This is a genomic window from Flavobacterium sharifuzzamanii, assembly GCF_003254585.1.
In the GTDB taxonomy this organism is placed as follows: domain Bacteria; phylum Bacteroidota; class Bacteroidia; order Flavobacteriales; family Flavobacteriaceae; genus Flavobacterium; species Flavobacterium sharifuzzamanii.
In genome coordinates, this window is the sequence record NZ_QJGZ01000030.1 from 48,965 (window position 1) to 75,765 (window position 26,801).

A 26,801-nucleotide genomic window follows, 5' to 3' on the forward strand; every position below is an offset into this window, starting at 1 on the left:
TGATAGGCATTTTTTGTATAACTCATAACTCATAATTCATAACTTTTTCCGATTAATTTTATGATACACTGTAAATCGGATAATATCACGATCGTAGAAATCTAAACCGCTGGCGCGTCTTTGAAAATTTTTTAGATAGCCTAATTCTAATCCAAGATTTGGGTTGAAATGATAACGTAAAGCAACGTAGAAACGGTTTTGATCGAATGTGTTTCTGCGATTGTCTCTTCCGAAATTGAATAAAACTTCATCTGAAATAGTACCTTTTATGCTTCTTCCTTCTTTTTCCCAAAGGGTAAACATGGATTGTAAACGATATCTAAATCGGAAAGCATATGAGAATTCATCTAAAAGTCCGTTTTTATCTGCTTTTTGTATGAATCGTTCTTCCAGCTGAAAACGGTTATGAAAAGTGATTTTGGCAATATCATTAATCAATGTTACATCTTGTTGGCCTCTATATTCGGGTACAGAATAATCAGGATCAACATACGGATTTTGAGTATTTACATTGAAAAAAGCAAATCCAGCACCTAATTCTGTCATTTTATTTGCTCTATATCGAGCTTGAGATCTTATAACAAAAAGATTCTCATGAATAGGGTTTACAAAGCTTCGATTATCAAATTCAGAATGTAGCGCCCATTTTTCGGATAATGGAAAAATATTATAGTACCGAATCCATGTCAAAGTCTGATGGTCGATATTTCTTTGGTTTTGCCCTGTAATTAGTTGGCTAATAAAGAGTAAATAAAATACAATTTTAAAGCTTCTGTTCAATTGCAATAAATTCAGGCTGCGAATTTATACAAATGATCTTATTTATTTTTATTTTAAAATTTGTTTCGACAGTTTTTTTGTGAAATAAAAAAAAGAGACACATTTTGAAATGTATCTCTTTTTAATACTAAAACTAACTAACCACCTTACAGCGAATACTTAAATGTAACTCCATAAGTTCTTTGATCGCCAAGAACTCCAGCATATTGCCCAGTATTACCACTTGCAGGCAATAATTGTTCATAGTAATCTTTATTTAAAAGGTTTCTTCCCCAAATCTGAATAGATAAACCTTGCGAAGCACGGAAACCTAAACGAGCATTAAAGATAGCATAACCTTGCACTACTAAATATTTTGAAGCCGAAGGGCTTGAAGAAAATTCAGAACGAGCATATCCGTCAGCAGCGAAGAAAATTTTTCCAGCATTACCAAAGAATCTTGCTTTGTCAGAAAGCTCACCTCCAAGAGAACCTGCCCATCTTGAAGCACCTGGCAATTCAGTTCCAGAAACATCTTTGTAAGCTACTTGAACTCCATTAACAACAAGTCCTGTTTCTTCTAACGGAAGTGGTGCATTTGTAAATTTTACATATTTACCATCTGTATAAGTCGCAGCACCATTTATTGTTAGATGCGAACTGATAACAAAACTTGCATCCAATTCTGCACCTCTTACACGTACTTTATCTGCGTTGGCAAGATAGCCACGGTTTACTCCTAATTCAGCTGCTTGAACGTTGGTTTGAAAATCTTTGATATCAGTATTAAAGAACGTTAAGTTGAAGATTGAATTTTTAAATGGAGACGTTTTCACGCCAACTTCATAATGATACACTTTTTCAGGTTTAATTACCGCAAGTTCAGTCATTGGCTGTCCAGCAGAGTTTGACGGAAGTCCTGCAACGTTAACTCCAACAGGTTTGTAGCTTTTGGCAAAAGTACCATAAACATTAATTTTGTCTGACGCTTTATAAGTAAGTGTTATATTTCCAGAAAAGTCTGTGTTATCTGTATCTGAATCAAATGCCTGATCAGAGTAAACTGATTTTTTTAGAGCCAATAAGGCTGGATCTGTAGTTTGAAGACCTCCATAAGTTTTACGAGAATAATGAGCATCTTTTTTATCAAAGTTATATCTTAAACCTGGTAAAATATGGAAACGTTCTGTAATAGCCCAGTCAATTTGACCAAAAACTGCAGCGCTAGAAGCTCTAATTCTTGCATCAGTATGGATGCCGTAACCTTCAAAAAGACCTGGAGTTTTCCATAACGGACTAGTTGAGCTTTGAGAGAATCTCCATTGAGCATTTCCAGATTCTTCTGTACCATTTGTTTGAGAAGTTTGATCAATGAAGAATACACCTGCAACACCACTAATTTTTGAAGTTAATTGTCCAGCGTAACGCACCTCTTGCGTAATCTGAGTTTGTCTTGTTGGGTTTTGAGATTTAGCTAAAACTTGTAATCCTGTAAAATCCCTGTCGTTTGATGGATCCCAATTCCAGAAACGCCAAGCTGTTGTAGAAGTAAGTGTTCCACCTCCAATTTTGGTGTCAATGTTTAACGAAACACCTCCTAAATCTTGACCAGAACGCCAAGGAGTATCATGATCGATCTTACGGTCAAACGCATTTAAACTTGGCAATTGATAATTTAAATCCTTAATAATAGCATCAAACTGACGGTATGCAGCTCTCTGAGTAGGAGCAACACCAGCAACAACCTGTGCATATCCGTCAGGACGCTGTGTCGTAAGATCTCCTGCAAAAGTTACGTTTGTATTTTCTGTTGGAGTCCATAATAATTGTCCTCTAAAACCTTGATTGTTTAAAGTGTTAGTTGGTCTTCCTGTAACAATATTATCAATTAAACCATCGCGTTGTGTTCCTGAGAAAGATAAACGACCCGCAACTTTTTTTCCTAAGGCTCCTGTGATAGAAGCTTTAGCTTGTAAAAAAGCATAATTACCATAACTCAATTCAAAATCGGCACCAGTTGTAAAACTTGGTTTGCGAGATGTAATATTGAAAGCTCCAGAAGTTGTGTTTTTTCCAAATAAAGAACCTTGTGGACCACGTAATACCTCGATTTGTTCTACATCGATAAAATCTAAAGTAGTCGCTGCTGGACGTGCATAGTAAACACCGTCTACATAGAAACCAACTCCAGGATCGATTCCATCGTTGGTAAGTCCGAATGGTGAACCTAAACTTCTAATGTTGATTCCAGTATTTCTTGGGTTAGAAGAGTATAATTGAACAGAAGGAACCAATTCTTTAATACGGTTTACGTTAAAAGCTCCTGCTGCTTCAGCTTGTTTTCCTGTAACAACAGAAACGGCAATGGGCACATCTTGTACTTTTTCGATTCTTCTTCTAGAAGAAACTACAACCTCAACAAGTTTGTTTTCTTCACGTAAAGTGATTAATAATGGAGAAGCTGGGATAGCTGTAATTTCGAGTTCGGCAGTATTGTAACCAATATATTGAACTAAAAGAGTAATAGGTAATTTTCCTTGTGATTCTATCGAAAAACGTCCTTCAGAATCTGTAATGGAGCTAAAAGTTGTTCCTTTAATTACCACATTGGCTGCTTCTAAAGGAATATTTTGATCTGTAGTTACAACCCCTTCAATTTTTTGTGCGAATGAGATTGAGAACGTTAAAACGGCAAGTATTGTAAATATATTTTTTATAGATGTTTTCATTTTTATATTAAGTATATGTGATTAGTAGAATTTAAAATTAAATTTTTTTTACCAACACATACACATCATAGATGAAGTAGTATTCACTCTTGTGAAATTATAATTATGTTTTTTTTGCAAAAGATTTTGTCCACCTGATTTACTAGAATGTACTTTCATGAGTTAAAATTTTGTAAATGATTAGTTAATTATTTTTGGCAAATATATATAATTAATTCTATCGATTTACTAGACTTTAGAAAATATTTTTTTATTTTTTTACCAATGAAGCGATTGTAATGCCTTCCATAGCCTTCAAAGTTTTGTCTCTAATTAGCATCAAGCCGTGACGCAGACTGCATTCAGACTCGGTTTTACAATCAGAGCAAGGCTCGTAAAAATTTAAAGAAGCGCATGGCAAAAGTGCAATTGCACCGTCAAATAATCGGTGAATTTCTGCCAAAGTGATGTCATTTTTGGATTTAATTAGATAGTACCCGCCAAATTTTCCCTGCTTACTGCTCACAAAACGACCGCGTTTTAGATCTAATAAAATTTGCTCTAAAAACTTTTTAGGAATGTTAGCGCCATCAGCAATTTCTACAGTTCTAGAAATGTGATTTTCGTCTTGTTCTGCTAAATAAAGTAAGGCCTTAAGGGCGTATTTTGCTTTATGTGATAACATCTATTAATAAATTGTAAAATGTAAATGTATGATATTTTAAGATTGAAACCTAAACTTGAAACCTCAAACAAAGAAAATTAGAACCAGAATAAATTACCAGCCTCCGCTAGATCCGCCACCAGAGAAACCTCCACCGCCAAATCCGCCGCCGAAGCCTCCGCCTCCGCCAAAACCACCACCAGATGATCCTCCGCCGAAACCTCCAAATCCACCACTGCTTCTTCCAAGATTACTCAGAATAATAGCGTCAAGTAGGCTAGGGCCACCACCGCCATTGTTGCCAGAATTTCCTCCTCCGCCTCTTTTATTTCGAGACATTAAGATTAAAACAATTACAACAATTACGATAAAAGGCAAAATAGGGAAGTCTTGTCCTTTTGCTTGTTTGCGTTCACCTTTAAATTTTCCTTTAAAAACATCAATAATAGCATCAGTTCCTTTATCAAGACCGTTGTAGAAGCTTCCTGCTTTAAACTCTGGTATAATAATGTTTCTGATGATTGTTCCTCCAATTCCCGCCGTCAAACGATCTTCTAGCCCGTATCCAGGATTAATTGCAATCTTTTTTTCGTTTTTTGCCAAAAGAATCACAACTCCATTATCGTCTTCTTTAGTTCCTCCAATTCCCCAAGTTTGTCCCCATTTTGTGGCCAACTGACTTACATCTTCTCCTTTTAAACTTTCAATAGTAATAACTACAATTTGAGTTGTAGTGGAGTCTGAATAACGAATTAGTTTTTCTTCTAACTGAGCTTTTTCAGTAGAGCTTAAAATGTTAGCGTAATCGTAAACAGAAGTCTGAAAACTAGGTTTTGGCGGAATCTCAAATTGCGCAAAAATAGTATTGCTAATAAAAAATGCGATAAACAAAAAAGTAAGCTGAAAAATTCGATTAGAATTTAAGATTTTAATTTGGGAATTTTTCATTATTTATCCTTTTGAGATTTCGTTAGATAATTCGTTGACATCATCTTCCTGAGAAGGAAAGTATTTTTTGAGCTGTTCTCCGGCATTCAAAATACCGTCAACAATTCCTTGTTTAAAATTGCCGGCTTTAAAATGATTCACCATAATGTCTTTGGTGCAATCCCAAAAATCGTTGGCTACCACATCATTAATTCCTTTGTCTCCACAAATCACAAAGTTTTTGTCTTCAACTGCAAAATAGAGTAATACGCCATTTTTTAGTTTGGTTTCATCCATTCGTAAATCATGAAAAACTTCTAAAGCCCTATCAAAATGGACTTTAGAAGTTGTTTTTTCTATATGTACTCTAATTTCGCCAGAAGTATTATTTTCGGCCATGCGAATAGCTTCAACAATTTCGTGTTCTTCTTCTTTGGTTAAAAAATCTTCTACTTTTGACATGGAAATTATTTTAGAGTTTAGATTGTAGATTTTAGATTTTAGATTTCAGATTACATCTGAAATCTAAAATCGTTAATCAAAAATATTAAATCTTTAGAATTTTACTTCAACAGGTTTGTCTGCTCCAGTAGAAGCTTCAAAATATGGTTTTTCTTTGTATTCGCTCAAGAACCATTTGTTTGGAATAGACAAGATGTAACCGTTGTAAACTTGTACAGCTTCGTTGAAACGAGTTCTAGCCGTTAAAATTTGGTTTTCAGTACTTGCCAATTCATCTTGAAGTTTCAAGAAGTTCTCATTAGCTTTTAAAGTTGGATATTGTTCAACAGAAACCAATAATCTTGATAAAGAAGAACTTACTCCGCTTTGAGCTTGGTTAAATGCTGCTAATTGCTCAGGAGTTACGTTGCTTGGATCAATTGTTACCGAAGTAGCTTTTGCACGAGCTTCAATAACTGCTGTTAAAGTTCCTTTTTCAAAGTCAGCAGCACCTTTTACAGTGTTTACTAAATTCCCGATAAGATCATTACGTCTTTGGTAAGCCGTTTGAACATTTCCCCATTCTTTATTTACAGCTTGGCTGTGTTGCAAAGCAGTGTTTTTAATACCAATCGACCAAAATGCGATAATAGCAATAAGCACTACAATAATTCCTACAGGGATTAACCACTTTTTCATATTTGTTTTGATTTAAGTTTATTTCTATTTTTAATTACAATTCGTTTTTGATGTCGTTCAGTTGCGTTTTTATCGACTCTAATTTACGTATTATTTCGAATTTATCTAACGTTTTCTTCTGACCTTCTTTTAAATGTGTTTTGGCACCTTCAAGCGTAAATCCTCTTTCTTTTACTAAGTGATAAATCAATTGAAGATTTGTAATATCGTCTGGTGTGAACATCCTGTTTCCCTTTGCATTTTTTTTAGGTTTTAGAATGTCAAATTCGCTATCCCAAAATCGTATCAAAGAGGCATTGACATTAAAAGCCTTGGCAACTTCGCCAATACTGTAATATCTTTTGTCTTTAGAAAGTTCAATATGCATGATTCGTTTTTTTCTATTTTACTTCAAAAATAGTATTTTTTGTACTATTAATCTAATGATTGATTTTCTTGGTTTGCCATTTGCGAAATCGCCACATATTCCACAGCTGAAATATTTCCATAATAAAAATTCAGCGGATTGACTACTTTTCCGTCTTTATGGACTTCATAATGACAATGCGGACCTTCAGATCTTCCTGTGCTTCCAACATAACCAATCACATCGCCGCGTTTCACTCTTTGTCCCGGACGACAATTGTATTTGCTTAAATGGGCATACAGACTTTCGTATCCAAAACCATGCCTGATCACAATATGGTTTCCGTATCCCGAAGCCGTATTGTCAGCTCTTTCAACTACGCCATCTCCTGTTGCGTAAATTGGAGCTCCTGTATTGGCGGTGAAATCCATTCCGTTATGCATTTTTCTCACTTTCGTGAAAGGGTCAATGCGATACCCAAAACCTGACGCGACACGTTTCAAATTTTCATTTCGAACTGGCTGAATGGCAGGAATTGCTAATAATAAATTTTCTTTAGCTCCTGCTAATTTTAAAATTTCATCTAAAGATTTAGACTGAATTGCCAACTGCTTTGATAGTTTGTCAACTCTTTTTGTCGCATTCAAAACCAATTGAGAATTGTTATATCCTTCTAGCGCTTTGTATTTGTCAGAACTTCTAAAACCAGCTTTTCGAATCGAATCTGGAATTTCAGCTTTGTTAAAATATACACGATAAATATTATTGTCACGTTCTTCTAATGCATCTGCGGCTTCATCAATTTCGTCCAGTTTTTTATTCAAAATGGCATATTGAAGTTTCAAATTTTCAATTTCACGAGCCTGTAAACGATCTTTTGGAGTTTCGAAATAAGGGGTGTTAATTAAAAGAACAAAAACTAAGAAACCAAACAGTGCCGATGCCAGTAAAAACAAGAATGCGTAACCTATTTTTATTCTTTTTCTGGTTTTTATTTTTGTATAAGCCAGATTTTCTGGGTCGTAATAATATTTTACTTTCGCCATATTTTAAAATACGCTATTTTTGCACCTTGTAAAATAGGTTAGTCGAATAAAACTGCTAATTGTTTCAGTTATTCGACACTTTTTTACCAGGATTAATGATTAGATATTGGGGCTATTTTATCATTAGATAATGCGCAAAATAGGCAATTTATTGTTTAAAATATAAGTTTTTTAATTTCATTATAAAAAACTTAACGTATCATCAAATGAATAAATTAGCTAATCATCTAGTTATCAAATTGACACATTAAATTGACACATTTTTCTAATTTAAATATGAAATCACAAGACGTACGTAAACAATTTTTAGATTTTTTTGAGGGTAAAGGGCATACTATTGTTCCTTCAGCTCCTATTGTTCTTAAAGACGACCCAACCCTAATGTTCAACAACTCGGGAATGGCCCAGTTTAAAGAATTTTTCTTAGGAAACGGAACTCCAAAAAGTCCAAGAATAGCCGATACGCAAAAATGTCTTCGTGTTTCAGGAAAACACAACGATCTTGAAGAAGTAGGTATTGACACGTACCACCACACAATGTTCGAAATGTTAGGAAACTGGTCTTTTGGAGATTACTTCAAAAAAGAAGCAATCAACTGGGCTTGGGAACTATTAACAGAAGTGTACAAAATTCCAAAAGAGAATCTTTATGTTTCTGTTTTTGAAGGAAGTAAAGAAGATAACGTTCCGTTTGACCAAGAAGCTTGGGATATCTGGAAAACGTTAATCGACGAGGATAGAATTATTCTTGGAAATAAAAAAGATAATTTCTGGGAAATGGGAGATCAAGGACCATGCGGACCTTGTTCTGAAATTCACGTTGATTTACGTTCTGAAGAAGAAAAAGCACTAGTTTCAGGAAAAAGTTTGGTAAACAATGATCACCCGCAAGTTGTTGAAATCTGGAATAACGTATTCATGGAATTCAACCGTAAAGCAGATGGTTCGTTAGAAAAACTCCCTGCACAGCACGTAGATACTGGAATGGGATTTGAGCGTTTGTGTATGGCTTTACAAGGGAAAACATCAAACTATGATACGGATGTTTTTATGCCTTTAATTAGAGAAATCGAAACCATTACTGGAGCAAAATATACAACTAATGATGTAACAGGCATTAGTGAAGAACAAAATAAAATGAATATCGCTATTCGTGTAGTGGCAGATCACGTTCGTGCGGTAGCTTTTGCTATTGCTGACGGTCAGTTGCCTTCTAATACGGGTGCGGGATATGTAATTCGTAGAATTCTGCGTCGTGCAATTCGTTACGGATTTACTTTCTTAAATACGAAAGAGCCATTTATCTATAAATTGGTTGAAACTTTAAGCGAACAGATGGGAGATTCTTTCCCAGAAATAAGAACGCAGAAAGCACTTTGTTCTAATGTAATTCGTGAGGAAGAAAACTCATTCTTGAAAACATTAGATCAAGGATTAATTCTTTTAGATGCTGTAATTTTAAACAACAGCGGAGATACTGTTGATGGTAAAAAAGCATTTGAATTGTATGATACTTACGGATTCCCGATTGACTTAACAGCTTTGATCCTTTCTGAAAGAGGATTGAAATTGGACGAAGAAGGATTCCAAGAACAATTGCAATTACAAAAAGAAAGATCTCGTGCAGCATCTAAAGTAACTGCTGGTGACTGGAATGTGCTTGTAGAAGATGATATTCAGGAATTTGTTGGATATGACAGATTATCACAACAAGTTAAAATCACGAAATACCGCAGAGTTGAAAGTGCAAAAGATGGTGAGATTTTCCAATTGGTTTTCAATGCAACTCCTTTTTATGGAGAAAGCGGAGGACAAACGGGAGATAAAGGATATTTAGAAGCTCAAAACGGGGACATCGTTTATATTATTGATACTAAAAAAGAGAATAATCAAACGATTCATTTGGCAAAATCGTTACCAGAAAACCTTACAGGTACTTTTAATGCGGTTGTTGATGCAAACCAAAGAGCTAAAACTTCGTCAAATCACTCGGCTACGCACTTGTTGCACCAAGCTTTACGTAAGATTTTAGGAACTCACATTGAGCAAAAAGGTTCGATGGTAAGAAATGCTTCATTACGTTTTGACTTTTCTCACTTCGCTAAAGTAACTGATGAAGAATTAGTAGAAGTAGAAAACTTCGTAAATGCAAGGATTCGTGAAAGTTTGCCATTAATCGAAAAAAGAGCAATTCCGAAAGAACAGGCACTTGAAGATGGCGCAATTGCATTATTTGGAGAGAAATACGGAGATCTAGTTCGTACCATTAAATTTGGAGATTCTGTCGAATTATGCGGAGGAACGCACGTTGCAAATACATCTGATATTTGGCACTTTAAAATTGTTTCTGAAGGAGCTGTTGCAGCTGGAATCAGAAGGATTGAAGCAATCACAAGTGAAGCAGCAAAAGAATATTTTGAGTCTCAAGCTGTTTCTTTAGCTGAAATTAAAGAAGCGCTTAAAAATGCTCAAGATCCAGTGAAATCTATCTTGGCTTTACAAGATGAAAACGCTCAATTGAAAAAACAATTGGAAGCTTTATTAAAAGATAAAGCTAAAAATATGAAAGCTGATTTGGCTAAAGAATTGCAAGAAATCAATGGTGTTCAGTTTTTAGCAAAACAAGTAGATTTAAATCCAGAGGGAGCAAAAGACTTGGCTTACGAATTGGGTGGTTCTTATAACAACTTATTCGTTGTTTTCGCTACAGCTCACGAAGGAAAACCAATGTTAACTTGTTATATCTCTAAAGAAATTGTAGCAGAGAAAAACTTAAACGCTGGACAAGTTGTTCGCGAATTAGGTAAATACATCCAAGGAGGAGGAGGAGGACAGCCTTTCTTCGCAACTGCAGGAGGTAAAAATGTTGATGGAATTGCTGAGGCTCTAGCTAAAGCGGTAGATTTTGTTAAATAAAGATTCTAAGGTTCTGAGATACTAAGGAACTAAGTTTTTATAATTTATAACAACCCGACAGGTTTTTAAAACCTGTCGGGTTTTGTGTTTAATATAGATTCAATAGCGTCCAGCTTTAGCTGGATGGGAAAATTAGAAATTAGAAAGGGCTTTAGCCAAACGTGGTAGTTTGGCTAAAGCCCTTCAACTTTAATTTATTATATTCATCTAGCTAAAGCTGGACGCTATTCAAAAAAACTTAGAATCTTAGCAACTTAGCACCTCAGAACCTTTTAAAAAACTATTTTCTTTCGCCAATCTGCTGGCGCCACATAGCGTAATACAATCCCTTCTCAACAATCAAATCATCATGTTTACCTTGCTCGATAATTTTACCTTGTTCTAGAACAAAGATTCTATCAGCATGCATTACAGTGGATAAACGGTGCGCAATTAAAACTGTAATTCTGTTTTTATCTGATATATTTCGGATTGTTGCATTAATTTCTTCTTCAGTAATAGAATCCAAAGCAGAAGTCGCTTCGTCAAAAATCAATAAATTCGGATTTCTCAAAATAGCTCTCGCGATAGATAGACGTTGTTTTTCTCCACCTGAAACTTTGATTCCACCTTCACCAATTGTGGTGTTTAAACCGTCTTCTGCACGTTTAAGAAGTTTATCACAGCTTGCACGTTTCAATGCATCATATAGTTCTTCGTCTGTTGCATTGGGTTTAACGAATAATAAGTTCTCGCGAATTGTTCCAGAGAATAATTGTGCATCTTGTGTTACAAAACCAAGCTGTTTTCTTAAATCTAATAAATCAATTTCGGTTGAATCAATGTCATTATACAAAACCTGACCTTCTGCAGGAGTATATAATCCAACCAATAATTTTACTAAAGTTGTTTTTCCAGATCCAGACGGACCAACAAAGGCAACAGTCTGGCCTTGTTTGATTTCGAAATTAATATTTTCAACAGCTTTAAACTTGGCAGTTTTATGCTGAAAGCTAACATTTTCGAAAAGCAATTTTTGAATTGCACCAATATGTTTTGGAGTTTTTGGGCGGAATTCTTTTGGAGCATTCAACAAGGTTTTGAAATTCTCCATTGAAACTTTTGTTTCATTTAGAGCGATGATAAAGTTTCCTAATTCCTGTAAAGGTCCAAAAATAAAGAAAGTGAAAAAGACCATTGTCAACAGATCTCCAACGATAATTTTTCCTCCAAATAAGAAATAATACAAAGCAAAAACAACACAAGTTCTCAAGAAATGAACCGTTGTTCCTTGAATAAAACTTAAACTTCTTATGAATCGGATTTTCTGTAATTCTAATTGAAGAATCTTAAACGTATTTAAGTTTAAACGTTTTTCTTCCTGATACGTTAGACCAAGACTTTTTACTAATTCAATATTTCGCAAACTCTCGGTTGTAGAACCTGCCAATGCATTGGTTTGATTCACAATTTTTCGAGAAACAATTTTAATTTTCTTTCCTAGATATAAACTTACCAGAGCAATAATTGGTGCTGTAATTAAGAAGATAATAGAAATTCTGAAATCGATTCTGGCAACATAGACGATTACGAAAATGAAACCGATAATAGTTTGGAAAATTAAAGAGATAGAAAGCGTAATCAGTTTTTCTGAATCGATTCTAACTTTTGTCAATTTGCTCAAAGTTTCACCGCTTCGCTGATCTTCAAATTCTGCATAAGGAAGATCGAGAGATTTCTTGATTCCGTCCGTATACATTTGTGCACCGGTTCTTTGAATTACAACGTTGGTAAAATAATCTTGAAAGTTTTTGGTAATTCTGGAAATCATGGCAGCACCAAGCGAAAGACCAAGCCAGAAAGCTAAAGATTTTATAAAACCGATTTCGTTTCCTTTATATTTTGCAATTCCGACACCGCAGTCCTGCATTAATTTTCCTGTAATTACAGAGTCTGACAAACTGAAACAAATGTTGATCGTAGCCATTATCAAAGCAAAAAATAAGAGCATTTTGTGTCTGATAATGTAAGTATATAATAATTTCATAAGTGATTTAAAAAAATGGAAGAAGCAAAAGTAAGGAATTGTTTTAGTTTGTAGAGGTGCTTTTTGTTATTAAAAATGTAATTTTTATAGTTTGATTCTACAAAATTAAATCAACTCTTTTTCAATTATAAAACTTATCAAGTAAAAAAGGGGAATGCAGAAGTTTTGGCAGTGGATATTTAACTTTTTTGATAATTATAAGATTATTATATGTTTGATAATATAAAGAAAACAGAAACTAAAAGCGCAGAGGGAACTTTAACTTATAAAGATGGAAATATAATCAAAGTCGAAGAAAAGTCTAGTTCTTCGACAAAACCATTACTTTTTGATTATGATACTAAAAAGAATCCTCTAAAAAATATTCTAGGTTTCAATTTACTATTAATGAAATTAAATACACCTATTAAAATCAAGTGATTTTAATTTATAAAAAGCCAAATGCTTCGGTATTTGGCTTTTTTATTTTAAAATGTACCCTATTCTATCATTTAATAAATTTTTACAGGTAATGCTATCATTTTTCTATCTATAGATTTGAAAATTATTAACCTATTAATCTTTTATAATGAAAAAAATTCTATGCCTTTTTGGCGTTTTAGCTTTAACATTGACATCTTGTTCAAAAGATGATGATAGCAACAATAGTAATAACATAGTGTTACCAAAAACTATTCAGTTTACTAATTTGAAAGACCTTTCAAAAAATACCTTAAGTACATTTACTTATAATGGGAATAAAATTGTAACTGTTAGTAATGCAGGAGCAAAATCTGAATTTACTTATACAGGTAATCAAATAACAAAAAAAGTTGATTATGTTATGAGTAATGGTCAATTAGGAAAAGTTATAGAAGCGTCGTATGTTTATGCAAATGGTAAATTACAAAGTGTAAGTGGAATCTCTTATGGAAGAGCTTTCAAGCAAGTTTACACTTATAATAATGACGGTACTATTAAAAAAGAAGCATATACTATCGATGCGAATGGAGTAGAATCATTATCGCCAGAAAGCTGGTTGCTAACTATTGCAAATGGAAATTTAACAAAATTTGTTACTATAAGCGGTACTTTTGTTGGCACGCATGTTTACGATTATGATGCTAAAAATAATGCATTTAAAAACATCTTAGGCTTTAATTTATTATTAGATCAAGCAATAACACCTTCATTGGGACAAAAGATTTATTCTTCTTTATATAACATTGAAAAAGATACTCAATCAGTAGTTATAGATTCTCAGCCATTTACTAATACTGTAGATTACAATGCTAAATATGATTATAATGCTGGAGGTTATCCTGTTAAGCAAACATCTTATAATCAAGATGGAACTGTGAAAGAAGTATTTGATTATACTTACTAGCCATAAAAGTATATTTTTTATAAAAGCCAAAACAATTGAAAATGTCCCCAAAAGGTATATACTATTTGGGGATATTTTTTATTTTAAAAAAAAAATGAGTTTTATAGTGTTGGTTAATAGTGGTTTAGTTTTTTTTAAGCCCTTATTGTTGTTCTTAATGTGGGATTCCGTAAGGTTTTGATTTTTGGTTTTATTAGGTTTGTCAAGAATAACAAAAACAAATTTAACCAAGTCAAAATGAAAAAAATTTTATGCCTTTTCAGCGCTTTATCAATGGTGCTAATTTCTTCATGTTCTAGTGATGATTCATCAGAATCTACCAATGCTGTATTATTACCAAAAAAAATTACTGAAACAGAAGTTATTAATGGACAATCAGGGAGTTATACTTATACTTTAACGTATGACGGAAACAAATTGAAAGATCTTGCTGGTTCAGATGCATCTAGATCTGTATATACATACACAGGAGACCTTATCACTAAAGTTGAAAAGTATGCTTCTAGTGTTTTACAATCTACAGATGTATATGCTTATGAAGGCACAAAATTAGTTTCTAAAATTTCAACATGGGAAGCTAATAAAAGCATTCAAGAGAAATTAACTTTTGTATATAATGCAAACGGAACAGTTAATGTTAACCAATCTCAAATCATCAATAAACAAGAAATTAAGTACGATACCACTACACTTTATACTTTCGCGAACGGAAACATGGTATCTACTGAACTTTTCGATGGTGCATTGGCAGAAAAAATAACAAGCACTTTTGATAACATGAAAAGTCCTTTTATCAACATTACAGGTATAAAGGCACTATTAGATTTAGATAGTGATTTTGACTTTTATTCTGCAAATAATACAGTAAAAAATGTTACTGTGACTTATGATTCTAAAGGTGCAGTTACTAAAACAGCAACTGTAGAAACTACTAATAAATACAATAGCAGCAATTACGTTACAGAATTCTTTTCTGGAGACTCAAAAAATTCTTTCAAAATAGAAGTTGCATATTAATTTCTAATAATAAAAAAAATCCCCAATTGGCTAATGCTAGTTGGGGATTTTTTGTTTCATTAGTTTTTACATTTTCCCATTTTTAGAAGACCACTTCACAGCTCCATTGTAAATAAGTTGAAGATCTCCGTCATCTTGTAGATGTAAACTTGCTCCTGGAAATTCTGAAGTATCACTGCTCCAAGTTGTATGTTTAATTCCGCCAGTTAAAGAACGTTGGCCTTGTATTGTGATATTTCCATTTAATTCTAAATAGCATGAACTAAAACGACTGAATGTACTGTCTCCAACTTGCCATATAAATGTTTCATTTGTGAGGTCTATAATATAAAGACATCCTCGGGAGAATCCTAGTGAGTATCTTCCATTAGGAGATTTTATAGATTTCATCCAAGGAATAGCATCAATTCTTTCTCCAGATTCTATTATAGATCTTATTGGAAAAGGATACCATTTGTTTATTGATATTTGGTCAGTTTGAGATAATTCACTCATTTCATTTACTCCTTTACCATCTGTAGTAAGAGATGCTGGGACGTAATAATGCATTATAGAAAGAGGATCATATTGAGTATAGTTTGTAGACTCAGGACTTTTTATAACAAATTCATCAACTTCTTCTTTAGACCAGCCGTTTAACTCATTATAGTATTTGTACACTTTAGGTAGATCCCATTTTATGGTTGCCACAGGACTGGCATTTTCATGAATGAGACCCAATGCATGTCCAAATTCGTGCAAAACGGTTCTTCTTACAGAAGCTTCATTAGCAGCAGTAAGCGGTCCTAATCGCATAGATTGCTCATCTGTATTGCCATACGCAGATTTCATTCCTAAAATAGACCATGCCCCGTAACTGCCAACATTAAATCCGATTCTAATATCAGCATATTCATTTACCGCAACGTATTCAAATTTTAGGTTGGCATATTCAGTCCATTCACTAGCAATTCTTTTTACTTTTTCTTGGACTGTTGCATCCCCGTCTAAAAATTTAATTTTAACAGTTTGGCCAGTCTGCCATCGAGGCCAAGCTATAATTGCTGCGTTAGGTTTTAAAGTTAAATTATTTGGATTTTCTCTTAGGTCAAATGTGCAGATTAATGCAGTTTCATCTTCGGGTAAAATTGATTTTGGATTAATAGTATTTTCATCAGAATGGCAAGATGAGAATACTAATACTAAACTGGTTAATAGAATTTTTAATTCTTTCATAATTATTATGTCTTTAGATTTAATACAATTTTACTGTAAAAAAATAGAAGAAATTACTTACTTTTTAAACTATATCCTATATTGTCATAATTAAAACTTTTAGCGCAAATTTATTTTTACAGAAATCCTTCTTTTTGCTTGAAAATCTTTAAAGAATAATATCATGCAAAAGAAGTTATTGTATTGTTTGTTGATTGTTTTATCTGTTTTTAATTCTTGCTCAAATGAAGAATTGAGTCCTTCTGAAAACACAATTTTACCTAAAACCTTAAAAACAATATATCCCAATTCTCCTTCAGAAAATTATGATACTAATTTTATATATGATGGAAATAAAATTGTGTGTATAACAAATAAAAATGGTAAAAGAGATTATGAATATGATGGTAATCATATAATGAAAGAAACGGTATATAGTTTTTACAAAGGAATAGAAACAAAAGACTCTGAAACTTTATTTACATATGAAAATGATAAACTGAAAACTGCTACTAAACTTGTGAGCGATAAAGCAACAAAATACGTTTATCATTATAACGACGATGGTTCTATAAATATAGAAACTTACAACTTATATAGTGACGCAGAGAAAGAATCAAAAAAAACTGAAAAAGAAGTAATTACTATTGTTGATGGAAATATAGTAAAATCAGAATATAATTCGGGAGATGATTATGATGTTATTAGTATTGTTAAATATGAATACGATACAAGTAAAAATGCCTTTAAAAATATTATGGGCTTAAATTTATTGCTCAACCAGTTTAGTTTAGATTATGAAACAAGTCTATCTTCAAATAATAATATGAAGCGATATTATGTTAACAATATTCAAGGCCCATTATCAAATAAAATTTTTGAGCCTCACTGGTTAAAAATGGAATATGAATATGATAAAAAGGGATATCCAACCAAAAAAACGACGTATGATTACACCGAAGAGATAAAAGAAGTCAATGTATATGTTTATTAATTTTCAAAAAAATTAAATCAGTAAAAACCAAATACTTCTGTTTTTGGTTTTTTTATTGGTGAAAAATAGTGAAATTCGGGTCTAAATAATAAGCTATGCAATTCAGAACTCAAATTCCAATTTCCAAAAGTAATAATCCGATCGATTATAGTTCGAAAATACTTTCTATTGGTTCTTGTTTTGCTGAAAATATGGCGGAAAAATTCGACTATTTTAAATTTCAGAATGAAACGAATCCGTTTGGAATTATCTTTAACCCAGTTTCAATTGAAAATTTATTCCGAAGAGTTTGTGAACAGGAATTGTACGAGGAAAAAGATGTTTTCTTTCATAATGAGCGTTGGCATAGTTTTGAAGTGCATTCGGATTTGAGTAATGCCAATAGACAAGAATTACTAGAAACGCTCAATAAAGCTGTAACAGAAACTCACAAACAGATAAAAGAAGCTACTCATATTATCATCACTTTTGGAACTTCATGGATTTACAAAAATATTGAAAAAGACGAAATTGTAGCCAACTGCCATAAAGTGCCTCAAAAACAATTTTCGAAAGAATTATTATCGGCAGAAGTAATTCAAAAAAGCATTCAAAATACAATTGATATTATTCAGACTTTAAATCCCAATATAAATTTCACTTTCACTATTTCTCCAGTTCGCCATATAAAAGATGGCTTTGTAGAAAATCAATTGAGTAAGTCACATTTGTTTACAGCACTGCATCAAGTTTTAAAAACTCCTAATTCAAAACTCCTAACTCATAGCTATTTCCCTTCGTACGAAATCATGATGGATGAACTTCGTGATTATCGTTTTTATAATGAAGATATGTTGCATCCTAATCAGATTGCGATAGATTATATCTGGAAGCTTTTCAGTGAAAATTATGTTTCAGAAGAAAGTGCTCCTGTGATGAAAGAAGTAGACGAAATCCAGAAAAGTTTGCGTCATAGGAGTTTTAATCCACAATCAGAACAACATCAAAAATTCTTGGCTAATCTTCAAATGAAAATAAAAAATGTTGAGAAAAAATGGCCTCATATTGTGTTTTAGTGCATGAAATAATGTTTTTTCTTAGTTTTATTTGAAGGATAATCAAAACAAAAAATAAGCAAATTGTTATGTTTTGATCATAAAATTATGTTTATTTGTAATAAATATCTTTAAATATGATGAGAAAAATTACTGCCTTATTTTGCATTTCGCTATTGATTTTTACATCTTGTTCAAGCGAAGACAACAGTTCTCAGAATACTGAGACAAGTAGAGTGCCAAAAAAACAAATTATTTCTAGTGTTAGTGCTCCTGTGACTATTGATTTCGTTTTTGATGGAAATAAAATTGTCAGTAGTACTCATTCTGGCAATTATGTTGTAAAATATACTTATACAGGAGATTTAATTACAAAGAAAGAGAGCTCAGATTTGACAAACGAGTATAATTATACTGATGGAAAACTGACAACTTATTTGCGAAAACTTACAGGACGAGACTATTATGACAAGTATTCTTATACCTATGTATCTAATGATGTTGTTTCATTTGTAGTTACTAGAATTACTATTTCAACTGGGGCAGAAGAAGTCATTTCGGCAAAGAATATCTATACATTAAAGGATGGAAATATCATAAAATATGAAACTTCATCATCTGTAATAACGTATAAGTACGATAATAAAAATAGCCCAATGCGAAATGTTTTAGGGTTTAATAAAATCTTTGAGGAGCAGCCGCAAGTTAGTTCATCGGTTAATAATGTGACAAGTTATACTGTGGCTTTAGCAAGCAATTCTAGTTACACCAATGAGATAACATATACTTATGATGATAATAATTTCCCCACTGTAATTAATAATAAAGCATTATCCTCTATAAGTACATATTCTTATTAGAAAATATATCTAGCCGTTTAGGAAATCTTAAAGCCAAATAATTCTTTGTTTGGCTTTTTTATTGGTCTTCACAAATCATTTACCAGTAAAATTTTAGAATAATTCCTCATAATTATGTAAATTGTTAAGGTTTAAATTTTACATTTTTGTAAAATGTGCAACCCTGCTTTTTTCAGAAGCAATTTTAATCTAAACCGATTTTATTGACGTATGAATAAGAAACCTGTTTATTTTCTTAAAAAAACACTTCGTATCCTAATGTGGTGCGTGGTTTCTGTGATTACGTTACTATTGCTTTTAATAATCTTAATTCGAGTTCCTTCGGTTCAGAATTTCGTCAAAGACAAAGCGATTACTTATCTTGAAGGTAAGATTAAAACCAAAGTTACTTTAGATAAAATTCTAATTAAATTTCCTAAAGATGTAGTTCTGGAAGGTTTTTATTTTGAAGATCAAAAAAAAGATACTTTGCTGGCTGGTAAACGATTAGAGGTTGATGTTGACCTTTTTAAATTGGTGAGCAGTGAACTCGAAATCAATTCTGTTTCATTGGAAAATGTAAAAGCCAATATTTCTAGAGATAAAAATGGTGTTTTCAATTTTGATTATATCATAAAAGCATTCGAATCAAAAGAACCAAAAGTAGAAGATCCCAATGCTAAGCCGTTTAAAATTTCAGTTGTAAAAGTAAATCTCGATCAGGTTAAATTCAATTTTAAAGACGATTTTTCGAAGAATGATATCAAAGTGAACTTGACGCATTTTGATACCAAATTTAAAAAGTTCGATCTTGATAAAATGGATTTTAATATTCCGAACATTAATTTGATTGGTTTAAAAGTAGTTTTAGATCAAGATGTTGTTGAGAAAATTGCTGAAGTTTCAGTTAAAACAGTTGATACAGTCTCGAAACGGCCGGATTTTAAATTGGCATTGAATAAAATCACTTTATCTAAAATCGATATTTTATACGATAACAAAGATTCTAAACTCAATTCAAGCATTCGTTTAGGGAATTTAAATTTGGCGGTAAATGAAATCGACTTGAATAAACAGCTTTTAGATTTTAATACTTTCGAAGTAAAAAATCTTAGCGGAAATCTACGATTAGGAGCAAAAGACAAACAAATTCAAACTCCAGATTTAGATACAACAGCTATAAAACAAGCAGGCTGGAAGGTTAAACTCAATAAAACCAATCTGGAAAATATTGCTTTCAAGTTTGATGATATGCAATCAAAACCTAAAACAAAAGGAATTGATTATGCGCATTTGGATTTTAATAAATTCAATTTTAAAGCCGAGAAACTATATTATGGAAATGATACGATTTCAGGAAATATAAAAACACTTACCATAAACGAAAAAAGCGGTTTGCAGATTCAATCTTTCAAAACCGATTTCTTTTACGGACCTAAAAATGCTTCGCTAGAAAATTTATATCTAAAGACACCGCAAACTCTTGTTCAGGATAAAATTAAAGCTGAATATAAATCGCTTGAATCACTTCAGAAAGATTTAGGAAATCTAGGTATTGATGCCAATTTTAAACAATCTAAAATTGGTTTCAAGGACATTCTTTTGTTTGTTCCCGATCTTCAAAATACAAATCCGTTTAAAAGTAATCCGAACGCGATTTTGTATGTGGATAGTCGTATGAGCGGAAAGGTAAAAGATTTGAATATTTCGAAGTTTGAAATGAGCGGAATTGGTTCTACAAAAGTTTCCCTTTCGGGTAAAATTGCAGGATTGCCTGACGCTCAAAAAGCGTATTACGATTTGAATATTAAAAAGATTTCGAGCACGGCAAAAGACATTAATATGTTTGTGCCGGCGGGAACAATTCCGAAGAATATTCAGCTGCCATCTCAATTAAGTTTGCAAGGGAAATTTAAGGGCTCTGTTCAGAGTTTTAAAACCAATATGGCTTTAACAAGCAGTTATGGAAATGCAAAAGTGGATGCTTTATTTGATCAGCGTATTAAGAAAAAAGAAAAATACGACGCAGACGTTTCTTTGCAGGAATTCGATTTAGGACGTTTAATTAAAAACGATTCTATCGGAAAAATTACGCTTAAAGCGAAAGTTAAAGGAACTGGTTTAGATCCAAAAACCGCAAATGCAGCTATTGATGGTTTGGTACAGAAAGCGGTTTTTAATCGATACACTTATAAAGATTTAGCTTTAAAAGGAAATATAGAAAATGGTTCTTTTGCTGTGAAATCAGGCATGAAAGATCCGAATCTAAATTTCGATTTAATAGCTTCTGGCGACACAAAAGATAAATATCCGACAGTAAAACTAAAGTTGAATCTGGATATTGCCGATTTAGAAAAACTAAATCTTCATGCTGGCCCAATGAAGCTTCGCGGAAATGTTGATGCAGATATAGCCAATAGCAATCCTGATTTCTTAAACGGAAAAGTATTTCTTTCAAACATTCAAGTTTTGCAAGATGCGGAACCGATTGTTTTAGATTCGATTCAAGTTTTGGCTTTTGCAGATAAAGACAGTAATTCGATTAAAATTTCGTCTCAATTTTTAAAGGCCGAAGTGACCGGAAAATACAAATTGACGACTTTGGCAAACTCACTTCAAAAATCATTGTCAAAATATATTGATCTTAAAAATCCTAAAGTCAATGCAGAATCAGATGAGCAAAGATTGGCTTTTATGCTTAAAGTCGATAATGATCCTGTACTTTTTAAATTGTTGCCAAAATTAACGGGATTAGAGCCTTTTACAATAAAAGGGAATTATAATAATCAAACTGATTCCTTGACGGTAAAAGGAACGATACCGAGAATTGTTTATGGAGGAAATACTATTTCGGATGGAAAAATCAATATTGAAGCCAAAGAAAATGCGCTGGAATATTTAGTTTCTGTTGCAACAATTGAAAGTGGTTCTTTAAAAATTCCGTTTACAAGTTTGTCAGGAAATGTACAGAATAATATTCTGACTTATGCGCTTGAAGTTCAAGATGCAAAACAGAAACAGCAATATTTTATTGCGGGCGAATTTAAAGCAGAAGATTCTAAGAATGTTTTAAAACTGAATCCAGACAGCTTTATTTTAAATTATGATAAGTGGAATGTTGATCCTGAAAATGCGATTGAGTTTGGAGAAAAACGACTTTATATCAATAAATTCAATTTGAGTAATAACGGAAATGAATTAAAAATTCAATCTCAAGGAACACAAGACAATGCGCCGTTGCAAGTCGATTTTGTCAACTTCAAAATCGAAACCATTATGAACATGGTTAAAAAAGATGAATTATTGATGCAAGGTTTGATAAACGGAAATGCATTGGTTGAAAATGTAATGACAAACCCAACTTTTACTTCAGATTTAAAAATTGATGATTTTACTTTTAAAGGATCAAAAGTTGGTGATTTAGAAATAAAAGTAGATAACAAAACAGCCAATACGCTTGCTGCGAATGTGGCTTTGAGTGATGAAGGGAATGACTTAAAACTAACGGGAGATTATTTGTTAGATACTGGAAATTTTGATTTTGATGTAGTGATTAATAAACTTTATATCAAAAGTATCCAAGGTTTCAGCATGGGAAATATTACTGAAGGGCAAGGTTTTTCATCAGGAAATTTCAAACTGACAGGAAATACTTCAGCTCCAAAAGTTAATGGAGAATTGATTTTTAATGATGCTGGTTTTAGAGTGACACAATTGAATTCGTATTTTAAAACCAAAAACGAAAAAATTACTTTTAATGATGGGACCATTGCATTTGATAAATTCTCTCTTTTTGATGAAAACGATAACGAACTGTTTGTAAATGGAACTATTCAATCTCCAGATTTTGTCAAATATAATTTCAATCTGTTGGTTGAAGCAGACGATTTTAGAGCGATTCATTCTAAAGAAAAAGACAACGATTTATTTTACGGAGATTTATTCTTAGACACAAAACTGAATATAAAAGGAAATTTGGATAGTCCAGTTATTGACGGAACCATTAAGATCAATAAAGAAACCAAATTTACAGTTGTAATGCCGCAGTCAGATCCTTCAATTGCCGATCGTGAGGGAATTGTAGAGTTTGTTGATGAAGACAATATGTATTTGAAACAAACGGTTGATTTGCAGAACAAACTGAATCAATCAGAATTGAAAGGAATGGATGTTAATGTGGCCATTTCGATCAATAAAGAAGCAGAATTAACTTTGCTGATTGACAAATCTAATGGCGATTATTTGAATTTGAAAGGAGAAGCAGAATTGGTCGGCGGAATCGATCAATCAGGAAAAACAACTTTGACGGGGAAATATGAGTTTTCGGATGGTGCTTATGAAATGAATTTTAACGGAATCAAAAGAAAATTTGATATTCAAAAAGGAAGTTTTATCACTTGGAACGGCGAACCTACAATGGCAACATTAAATATTACAGCCATTTATAAGGTGAACACAGCACCAATTGATTTATTAGGAAATCAGATAAAAGGAGAAACTCAAGCCGTACAAAACACCTACAAGCAAAAACTTCCTTTTCAGACTTTACTGAAAATGAATGGAGAACTGATGAAGCCAGAAATCTCATTTGGAATTGTGCTTCCAGAAGGGAATTATAATGTTGCTTCAAATGTTGTAGATATGACACGGGCAAAACTGAAACAATTAGAGCAAGATCCGGCAGAACTCAACAAACAAGTTTTTGCACTTTTATTATTGAACCGATTTGTGGGTGAAAATCCGTTTGCGAGTGAAAGTGGCGGTATAAATGCAGAATCTTTTGCGAGACAGAGTGTGAGTAAAATACTTTCGCAACAATTAAATAATCTGGCGGGAGATCTAATTGAAGGATTTGAGGTCAATTTTGATTTAGAATCGACAGAAGATTATACAACAGGAACCATGCAGAACAGAACCGATCTAAATGTTGAAGTTTCTAAAAAACTGTTAGATGATCGATTGAAAATTACTGTTGGAAGCAGTTTTGGTGTTGAAGGACAAGAGCGTGCCAATGAGGATAGCACCAATATTGCGGGAGATGTAGCATTAGATTATCAATTAACAAAAGACGGTCGTTATATGGTTCGCGCTTATCGCAAAAATCAATATCAGGTTGCAGTTGAAGGGCAAGTTATCGAGACAGGAGTTGCTTTTGTTATTACGATGAGTTACAACAAATTCAGAGAACTTTTTCATCGTACCGAAGCAGAAAAACAATTGATTAAAGAAGAGAAAGTCCGTAAAGAAAAAGAGAAGCAAAAAAAGAAAGAAGAGAAAGAAAAAGAAAAACTGCAAGAGAACGAAGACGAAAAAACTATTGAAGGAAATGAGCAAAAGACATAATCATAGAATTATATATTTAAAGTATATCGTGCTGCTTTCCTTGTTTTTTGTTTTAGGATGCAGTAATACGAAATACCTTCCTGATGGAGAGTTGCTTTATACAGGCGGTTCTGTTACGATAAAAGATTCGATTATGAAAAAGAAAGATCGAAAAGCACTGGAAACAGAATTGGAAGGTTTATTGCGACCAAAACCAAACAAACAGATTTTTGGATTGAGGCCTAAACTTTTGATATACAATTTGGCCGGACAACCTAAAAAAGACAAAGGAACAAGATATTGGCTTCGTAATAAAGTTGGAGAACCGCCAGTACTTTTCAGTAAAGTTGATTTGGATTATAATGCTTCAGTTTTACGAAATTTTACAGAAAACAGAGGATATTTTAAAACCCGTGTAAGTGCCGATTCGACTGTTCGAAATAAAAGAGTGACGGCCGAATATACGGTTACGCCTAGGAAACAATACATTATAAAAAGCGTTACATTTCCAGATGATTCTTTAAAAATGTCAAAAATTATAGCGAAAAGCCATAAAAGAAGTCTCCTGAAAGTTGGAAATCCGTACGATTTGGATGTGATAAAAGCGGAAAGAGAAAGGATCGATGCCAGGTTAAAAGAAAAAGGTTATTTCTATTTTAATCCAGATTATATTCTGGCAAAAGTAGACAGCAGTAAAGGCGATCATGAAGTGCGAATAAGATTGGTTATAAAAGACGATACGCCTATAAAAGCTTTGACATCGTATAAAATAGATAAAATCTTTGTATATCCTAATTATTCTCTAACGAATGATAGTGCGGTTTACAGAAAAAGAAATATCACGCAATACAAAGATCTCACTATAATTGACACGACAGATACTTTCAAGCCAAGGATTTACGATCGAACGATTTATTTCAAAAAAGGAGATGTTTACAATCGAAAAGATCATAACCTAACTTTAAACCGATTTGTAAATCTGGGAACTTTCAGTTTTGTAAAGAACGAATTTAAACCATCAGATTCTATTCCGAATGCTTTAGATTCATATTATTTCCTGACACTTTTACCTAAAAAGTTTATTCGTGTTGAAGTGATTGGAAAAACTAATTCTGCGAGTTATACCGGTACAGAATTAAATTTAAACTGGAACAATCGTAATTTTTTAAAGGGAGCTGAATTGTTTACGGCTTCTGTTTTTGGTGGCGCCGATTTTCAGTTGGGAGGAACTAATAAAGGAAAAAATATTTATAAACTTGGAGGTGAAGTTAGTTTAACTTGGCCAAGATTTATAACGCCTTTTCATATTGAAGGAAATAGCGAGTATGTGCCAAGAACCAAAGCAACTTTGCGTTACGAGTATCAAAAAAGAACGCAACTGTATGCTTTGAATTCTTTTAATACTTCTTTTGGTTACATGTGGAAAGAAAACATTCGTAAAGAACATCAATTGAATGTAATAGATGTGACTTATGTAAGTCCGAACCATGTAACGCCAGAATATATGGAAGACATTAAAACTGATCCAGCATTAGGAAAAGTAATTGAAAAGCAGCTGGTTTTTGGACCAACTTACAATTATACCTATACCAATACCATGCAGAAGCGTAAAAAGAATACAATCTATTTTAATGGTGAATTGGATTTGGCTGGAAATTTAACAGGGGCGCTTACTGGAGCCAATATTAAGAAAAATGATACGATAAAAATATTTGACGTCCCATTTAGCCAATATGTCAAAATCAGATCCGATTTCAGGCATTATTTAAAATTGGGAAAGGAAAGTGAATTAGCCAGCAGATTGATTGTTGGGGCAGGATTTGCCTATGGAAATTCGAATACGCTTCCAGCATCCAAACAATTTGTGGTAGGAGGAACCAATAGTATTAGAGCTTTTAGAGCACGAACTTTAGGGCCGGGAAGTTATGTTATTCCGCCAAATACAAGCGATAATTATACACCCGATCAATCAGCCGATTTAAAGCTGGAATTTAACACCGAATATCGTGCAAAACTTTTCAGTATTGTAAGAGGCGCAGTTTTTCTTGATGCTGGTAATATTTGGTTGTTACACGCTGATCCGAACAAACCGGGAGCAGAAATCTCAAAAGATTTTATGAAAGAGATAGCTGTTGGAGCAGGAGCAGGTTTACGTTTCGATTTATCCTTCTTGATTTTAAGAACCGATTTAGCCATTCCACTTAGAAATCCTGCTTTACCAGATGGACAACGTTGGGTGATTGATGATATTAATTTTGGAAGCAGTTCTTGGAGAAAAGACAATCTAATTTTGAATATTGCAATTGGATATCCATTTTAAATTTATTTGCCGGGGTCGATTAGCCACGACTCGAGCGATAGCGAACAGGCGAAGCAATTCACAAATTATTTTTAATCTGTTGATTAGCTAGGCCGAATTTTTCGAATTTGATTTGTGAAATTCTTCCATATTTTAAACCCAAAGGAATTAGCGAAAATTCGTGAATTCGTGGCAAAAAAAACT

Annotated in this window: 18 protein-coding genes; 8 read left to right on the plus strand and 10 right to left on the minus strand. The window is 33.0% G+C overall.

Features of this window, described 5'->3' with window-relative positions; translation table 11 throughout:
• Positions 1-36: 36 nt before the first annotated feature.
• The 8 genes from DMA14_RS01505 to DMA14_RS01540 all read right to left on the minus strand — a co-directional run bounded on the left by DMA14_RS01505 (position 37) and on the right by DMA14_RS01540 (position 7,590).
• Positions 37-780 carry a DUF2490 domain-containing protein gene (locus DMA14_RS01505; protein WP_238989905.1) on the minus strand — a complete coding sequence of 248 codons (744 nt, stop codon included), beginning with the start codon at positions 778-780 and terminating at the stop codon, positions 37-39.
• 146 nt (positions 781-926) lie between these two features.
• On the minus strand, positions 927-3,488 hold the full coding sequence (locus DMA14_RS01510) for a TonB-dependent receptor (protein WP_111422574.1): 2,562 nt from the start codon (positions 3,486-3,488) through the stop codon (positions 927-929).
• Positions 3,489-3,738: 250 nt separating this feature from the next.
• On the minus strand, positions 3,739-4,152 hold the full coding sequence (locus DMA14_RS01515) for an RrF2 family transcriptional regulator (RefSeq protein ID WP_012023964.1): 414 nt from the start codon (positions 4,150-4,152) through the stop codon (positions 3,739-3,741).
• 93 nt (positions 4,153-4,245) lie between these two features.
• On the minus strand, positions 4,246-5,079 hold the full coding sequence (locus DMA14_RS01520) for a TPM domain-containing protein (protein ID WP_111422576.1): 834 nt from the start codon (positions 5,077-5,079) through the stop codon (positions 4,246-4,248).
• Positions 5,080-5,082: 3 nt separating this feature from the next.
• Positions 5,083-5,520 (minus strand): TPM domain-containing protein, encoded by a 438-nt coding sequence (locus DMA14_RS01525; protein WP_111422578.1) that lies wholly within the window; start codon positions 5,518-5,520, stop codon positions 5,083-5,085.
• Positions 5,521-5,613: 93 nt separating this feature from the next.
• Complete coding sequence (locus DMA14_RS01530) at positions 5,614-6,198, minus strand: LemA family protein (RefSeq protein ID WP_111422579.1); 585 nt, start codon at positions 6,196-6,198, stop codon at positions 5,614-5,616.
• A gap of 34 nt (positions 6,199-6,232) precedes the next feature.
• Positions 6,233-6,565 carry a MerR family transcriptional regulator gene (locus DMA14_RS01535; RefSeq protein ID WP_111364203.1) on the minus strand — a complete coding sequence of 111 codons (333 nt, stop codon included), beginning with the start codon at positions 6,563-6,565 and terminating at the stop codon, positions 6,233-6,235.
• Positions 6,566-6,612: 47 nt separating this feature from the next.
• Complete coding sequence (locus DMA14_RS01540) at positions 6,613-7,590, minus strand: M23 family metallopeptidase (protein WP_111422581.1); 978 nt, start codon at positions 7,588-7,590, stop codon at positions 6,613-6,615.
• A gap of 276 nt (positions 7,591-7,866) precedes the next feature.
• Here DMA14_RS01540 and alaS point away from each other — a divergent pair, with 276 nt between their 5' ends.
• On the plus strand, positions 7,867-10,506 hold the full coding sequence (gene alaS, locus DMA14_RS01545) for an alanine--tRNA ligase (RefSeq protein WP_111422582.1): 2,640 nt from the start codon (positions 7,867-7,869) through the stop codon (positions 10,504-10,506).
• A 280-nt stretch (positions 10,507-10,786) separates the two neighbouring features.
• Here the strand turns inward: alaS and DMA14_RS01550 are convergent, their stop codons facing one another.
• Positions 10,787-12,532, minus strand: a complete 1,746-nt coding sequence (locus tag DMA14_RS01550; protein WP_111422584.1) for an ABC transporter ATP-binding protein — start codon at positions 12,530-12,532, stop codon at positions 10,787-10,789.
• A 568-nt stretch (positions 12,533-13,100) separates the two neighbouring features.
• On the opposite strand from DMA14_RS01550, the gene DMA14_RS01560 reads away from it, so the two are divergent.
• Both DMA14_RS01560 and DMA14_RS01565 read left to right on the plus strand, forming a co-directional pair.
• Positions 13,101-13,898 (plus strand): hypothetical protein, encoded by a 798-nt coding sequence (locus tag DMA14_RS01560; protein WP_111422587.1) that lies wholly within the window; start codon positions 13,101-13,103, stop codon positions 13,896-13,898.
• 237 nt (positions 13,899-14,135) lie between these two features.
• A complete protein-coding gene (locus tag DMA14_RS01565) occupies positions 14,136-14,915 on the plus strand; it encodes a hypothetical protein (RefSeq protein WP_111422589.1) in 780 nt (259 codons plus the stop codon).
• A gap of 66 nt (positions 14,916-14,981) precedes the next feature.
• Here the strand turns inward: DMA14_RS01565 and DMA14_RS01570 are convergent, their stop codons facing one another.
• Positions 14,982-16,130, minus strand: coding sequence for a matrixin family metalloprotease (locus DMA14_RS01570; RefSeq protein WP_111422591.1), 1,149 nt, complete (start codon positions 16,128-16,130; stop codon positions 14,982-14,984).
• 163 nt (positions 16,131-16,293) lie between these two features.
• Here DMA14_RS01570 and DMA14_RS01575 point away from each other — a divergent pair, with 163 nt between their 5' ends.
• The 5 genes from DMA14_RS01575 (at position 16,294) to tamL (ending at position 26,618) form a co-directional block, all read left to right on the plus strand.
• Positions 16,294-17,103 (plus strand): hypothetical protein, encoded by an 810-nt coding sequence (locus DMA14_RS01575; protein WP_111422592.1) that lies wholly within the window; start codon positions 16,294-16,296, stop codon positions 17,101-17,103.
• A 95-nt stretch (positions 17,104-17,198) separates the two neighbouring features.
• Entirely contained in the window at positions 17,199-18,158 is a 960-nt protein-coding gene (locus tag DMA14_RS01580) for a GSCFA domain-containing protein (RefSeq protein WP_111422594.1), read from the plus strand.
• A gap of 116 nt (positions 18,159-18,274) precedes the next feature.
• Complete coding sequence (locus DMA14_RS01585) at positions 18,275-18,997, plus strand: hypothetical protein (protein WP_157957642.1); 723 nt, start codon at positions 18,275-18,277, stop codon at positions 18,995-18,997.
• Between the two features lie 210 nt (positions 18,998-19,207).
• Complete coding sequence (locus DMA14_RS01590; protein ID WP_111422598.1) at positions 19,208-24,319, plus strand: translocation/assembly module TamB domain-containing protein; 5,112 nt, start codon at positions 19,208-19,210, stop codon at positions 24,317-24,319.
• A complete protein-coding gene (gene tamL / locus DMA14_RS01595) occupies positions 24,303-26,618 on the plus strand; it encodes a translocation and assembly module lipoprotein TamL (RefSeq protein WP_111422600.1) in 2,316 nt (771 codons plus the stop codon). Before DMA14_RS01590 ends, tamL begins: the two co-directional genes overlap by 17 nt.
• The last annotated feature ends 183 nt before the right edge of the window (positions 26,619-26,801 follow it).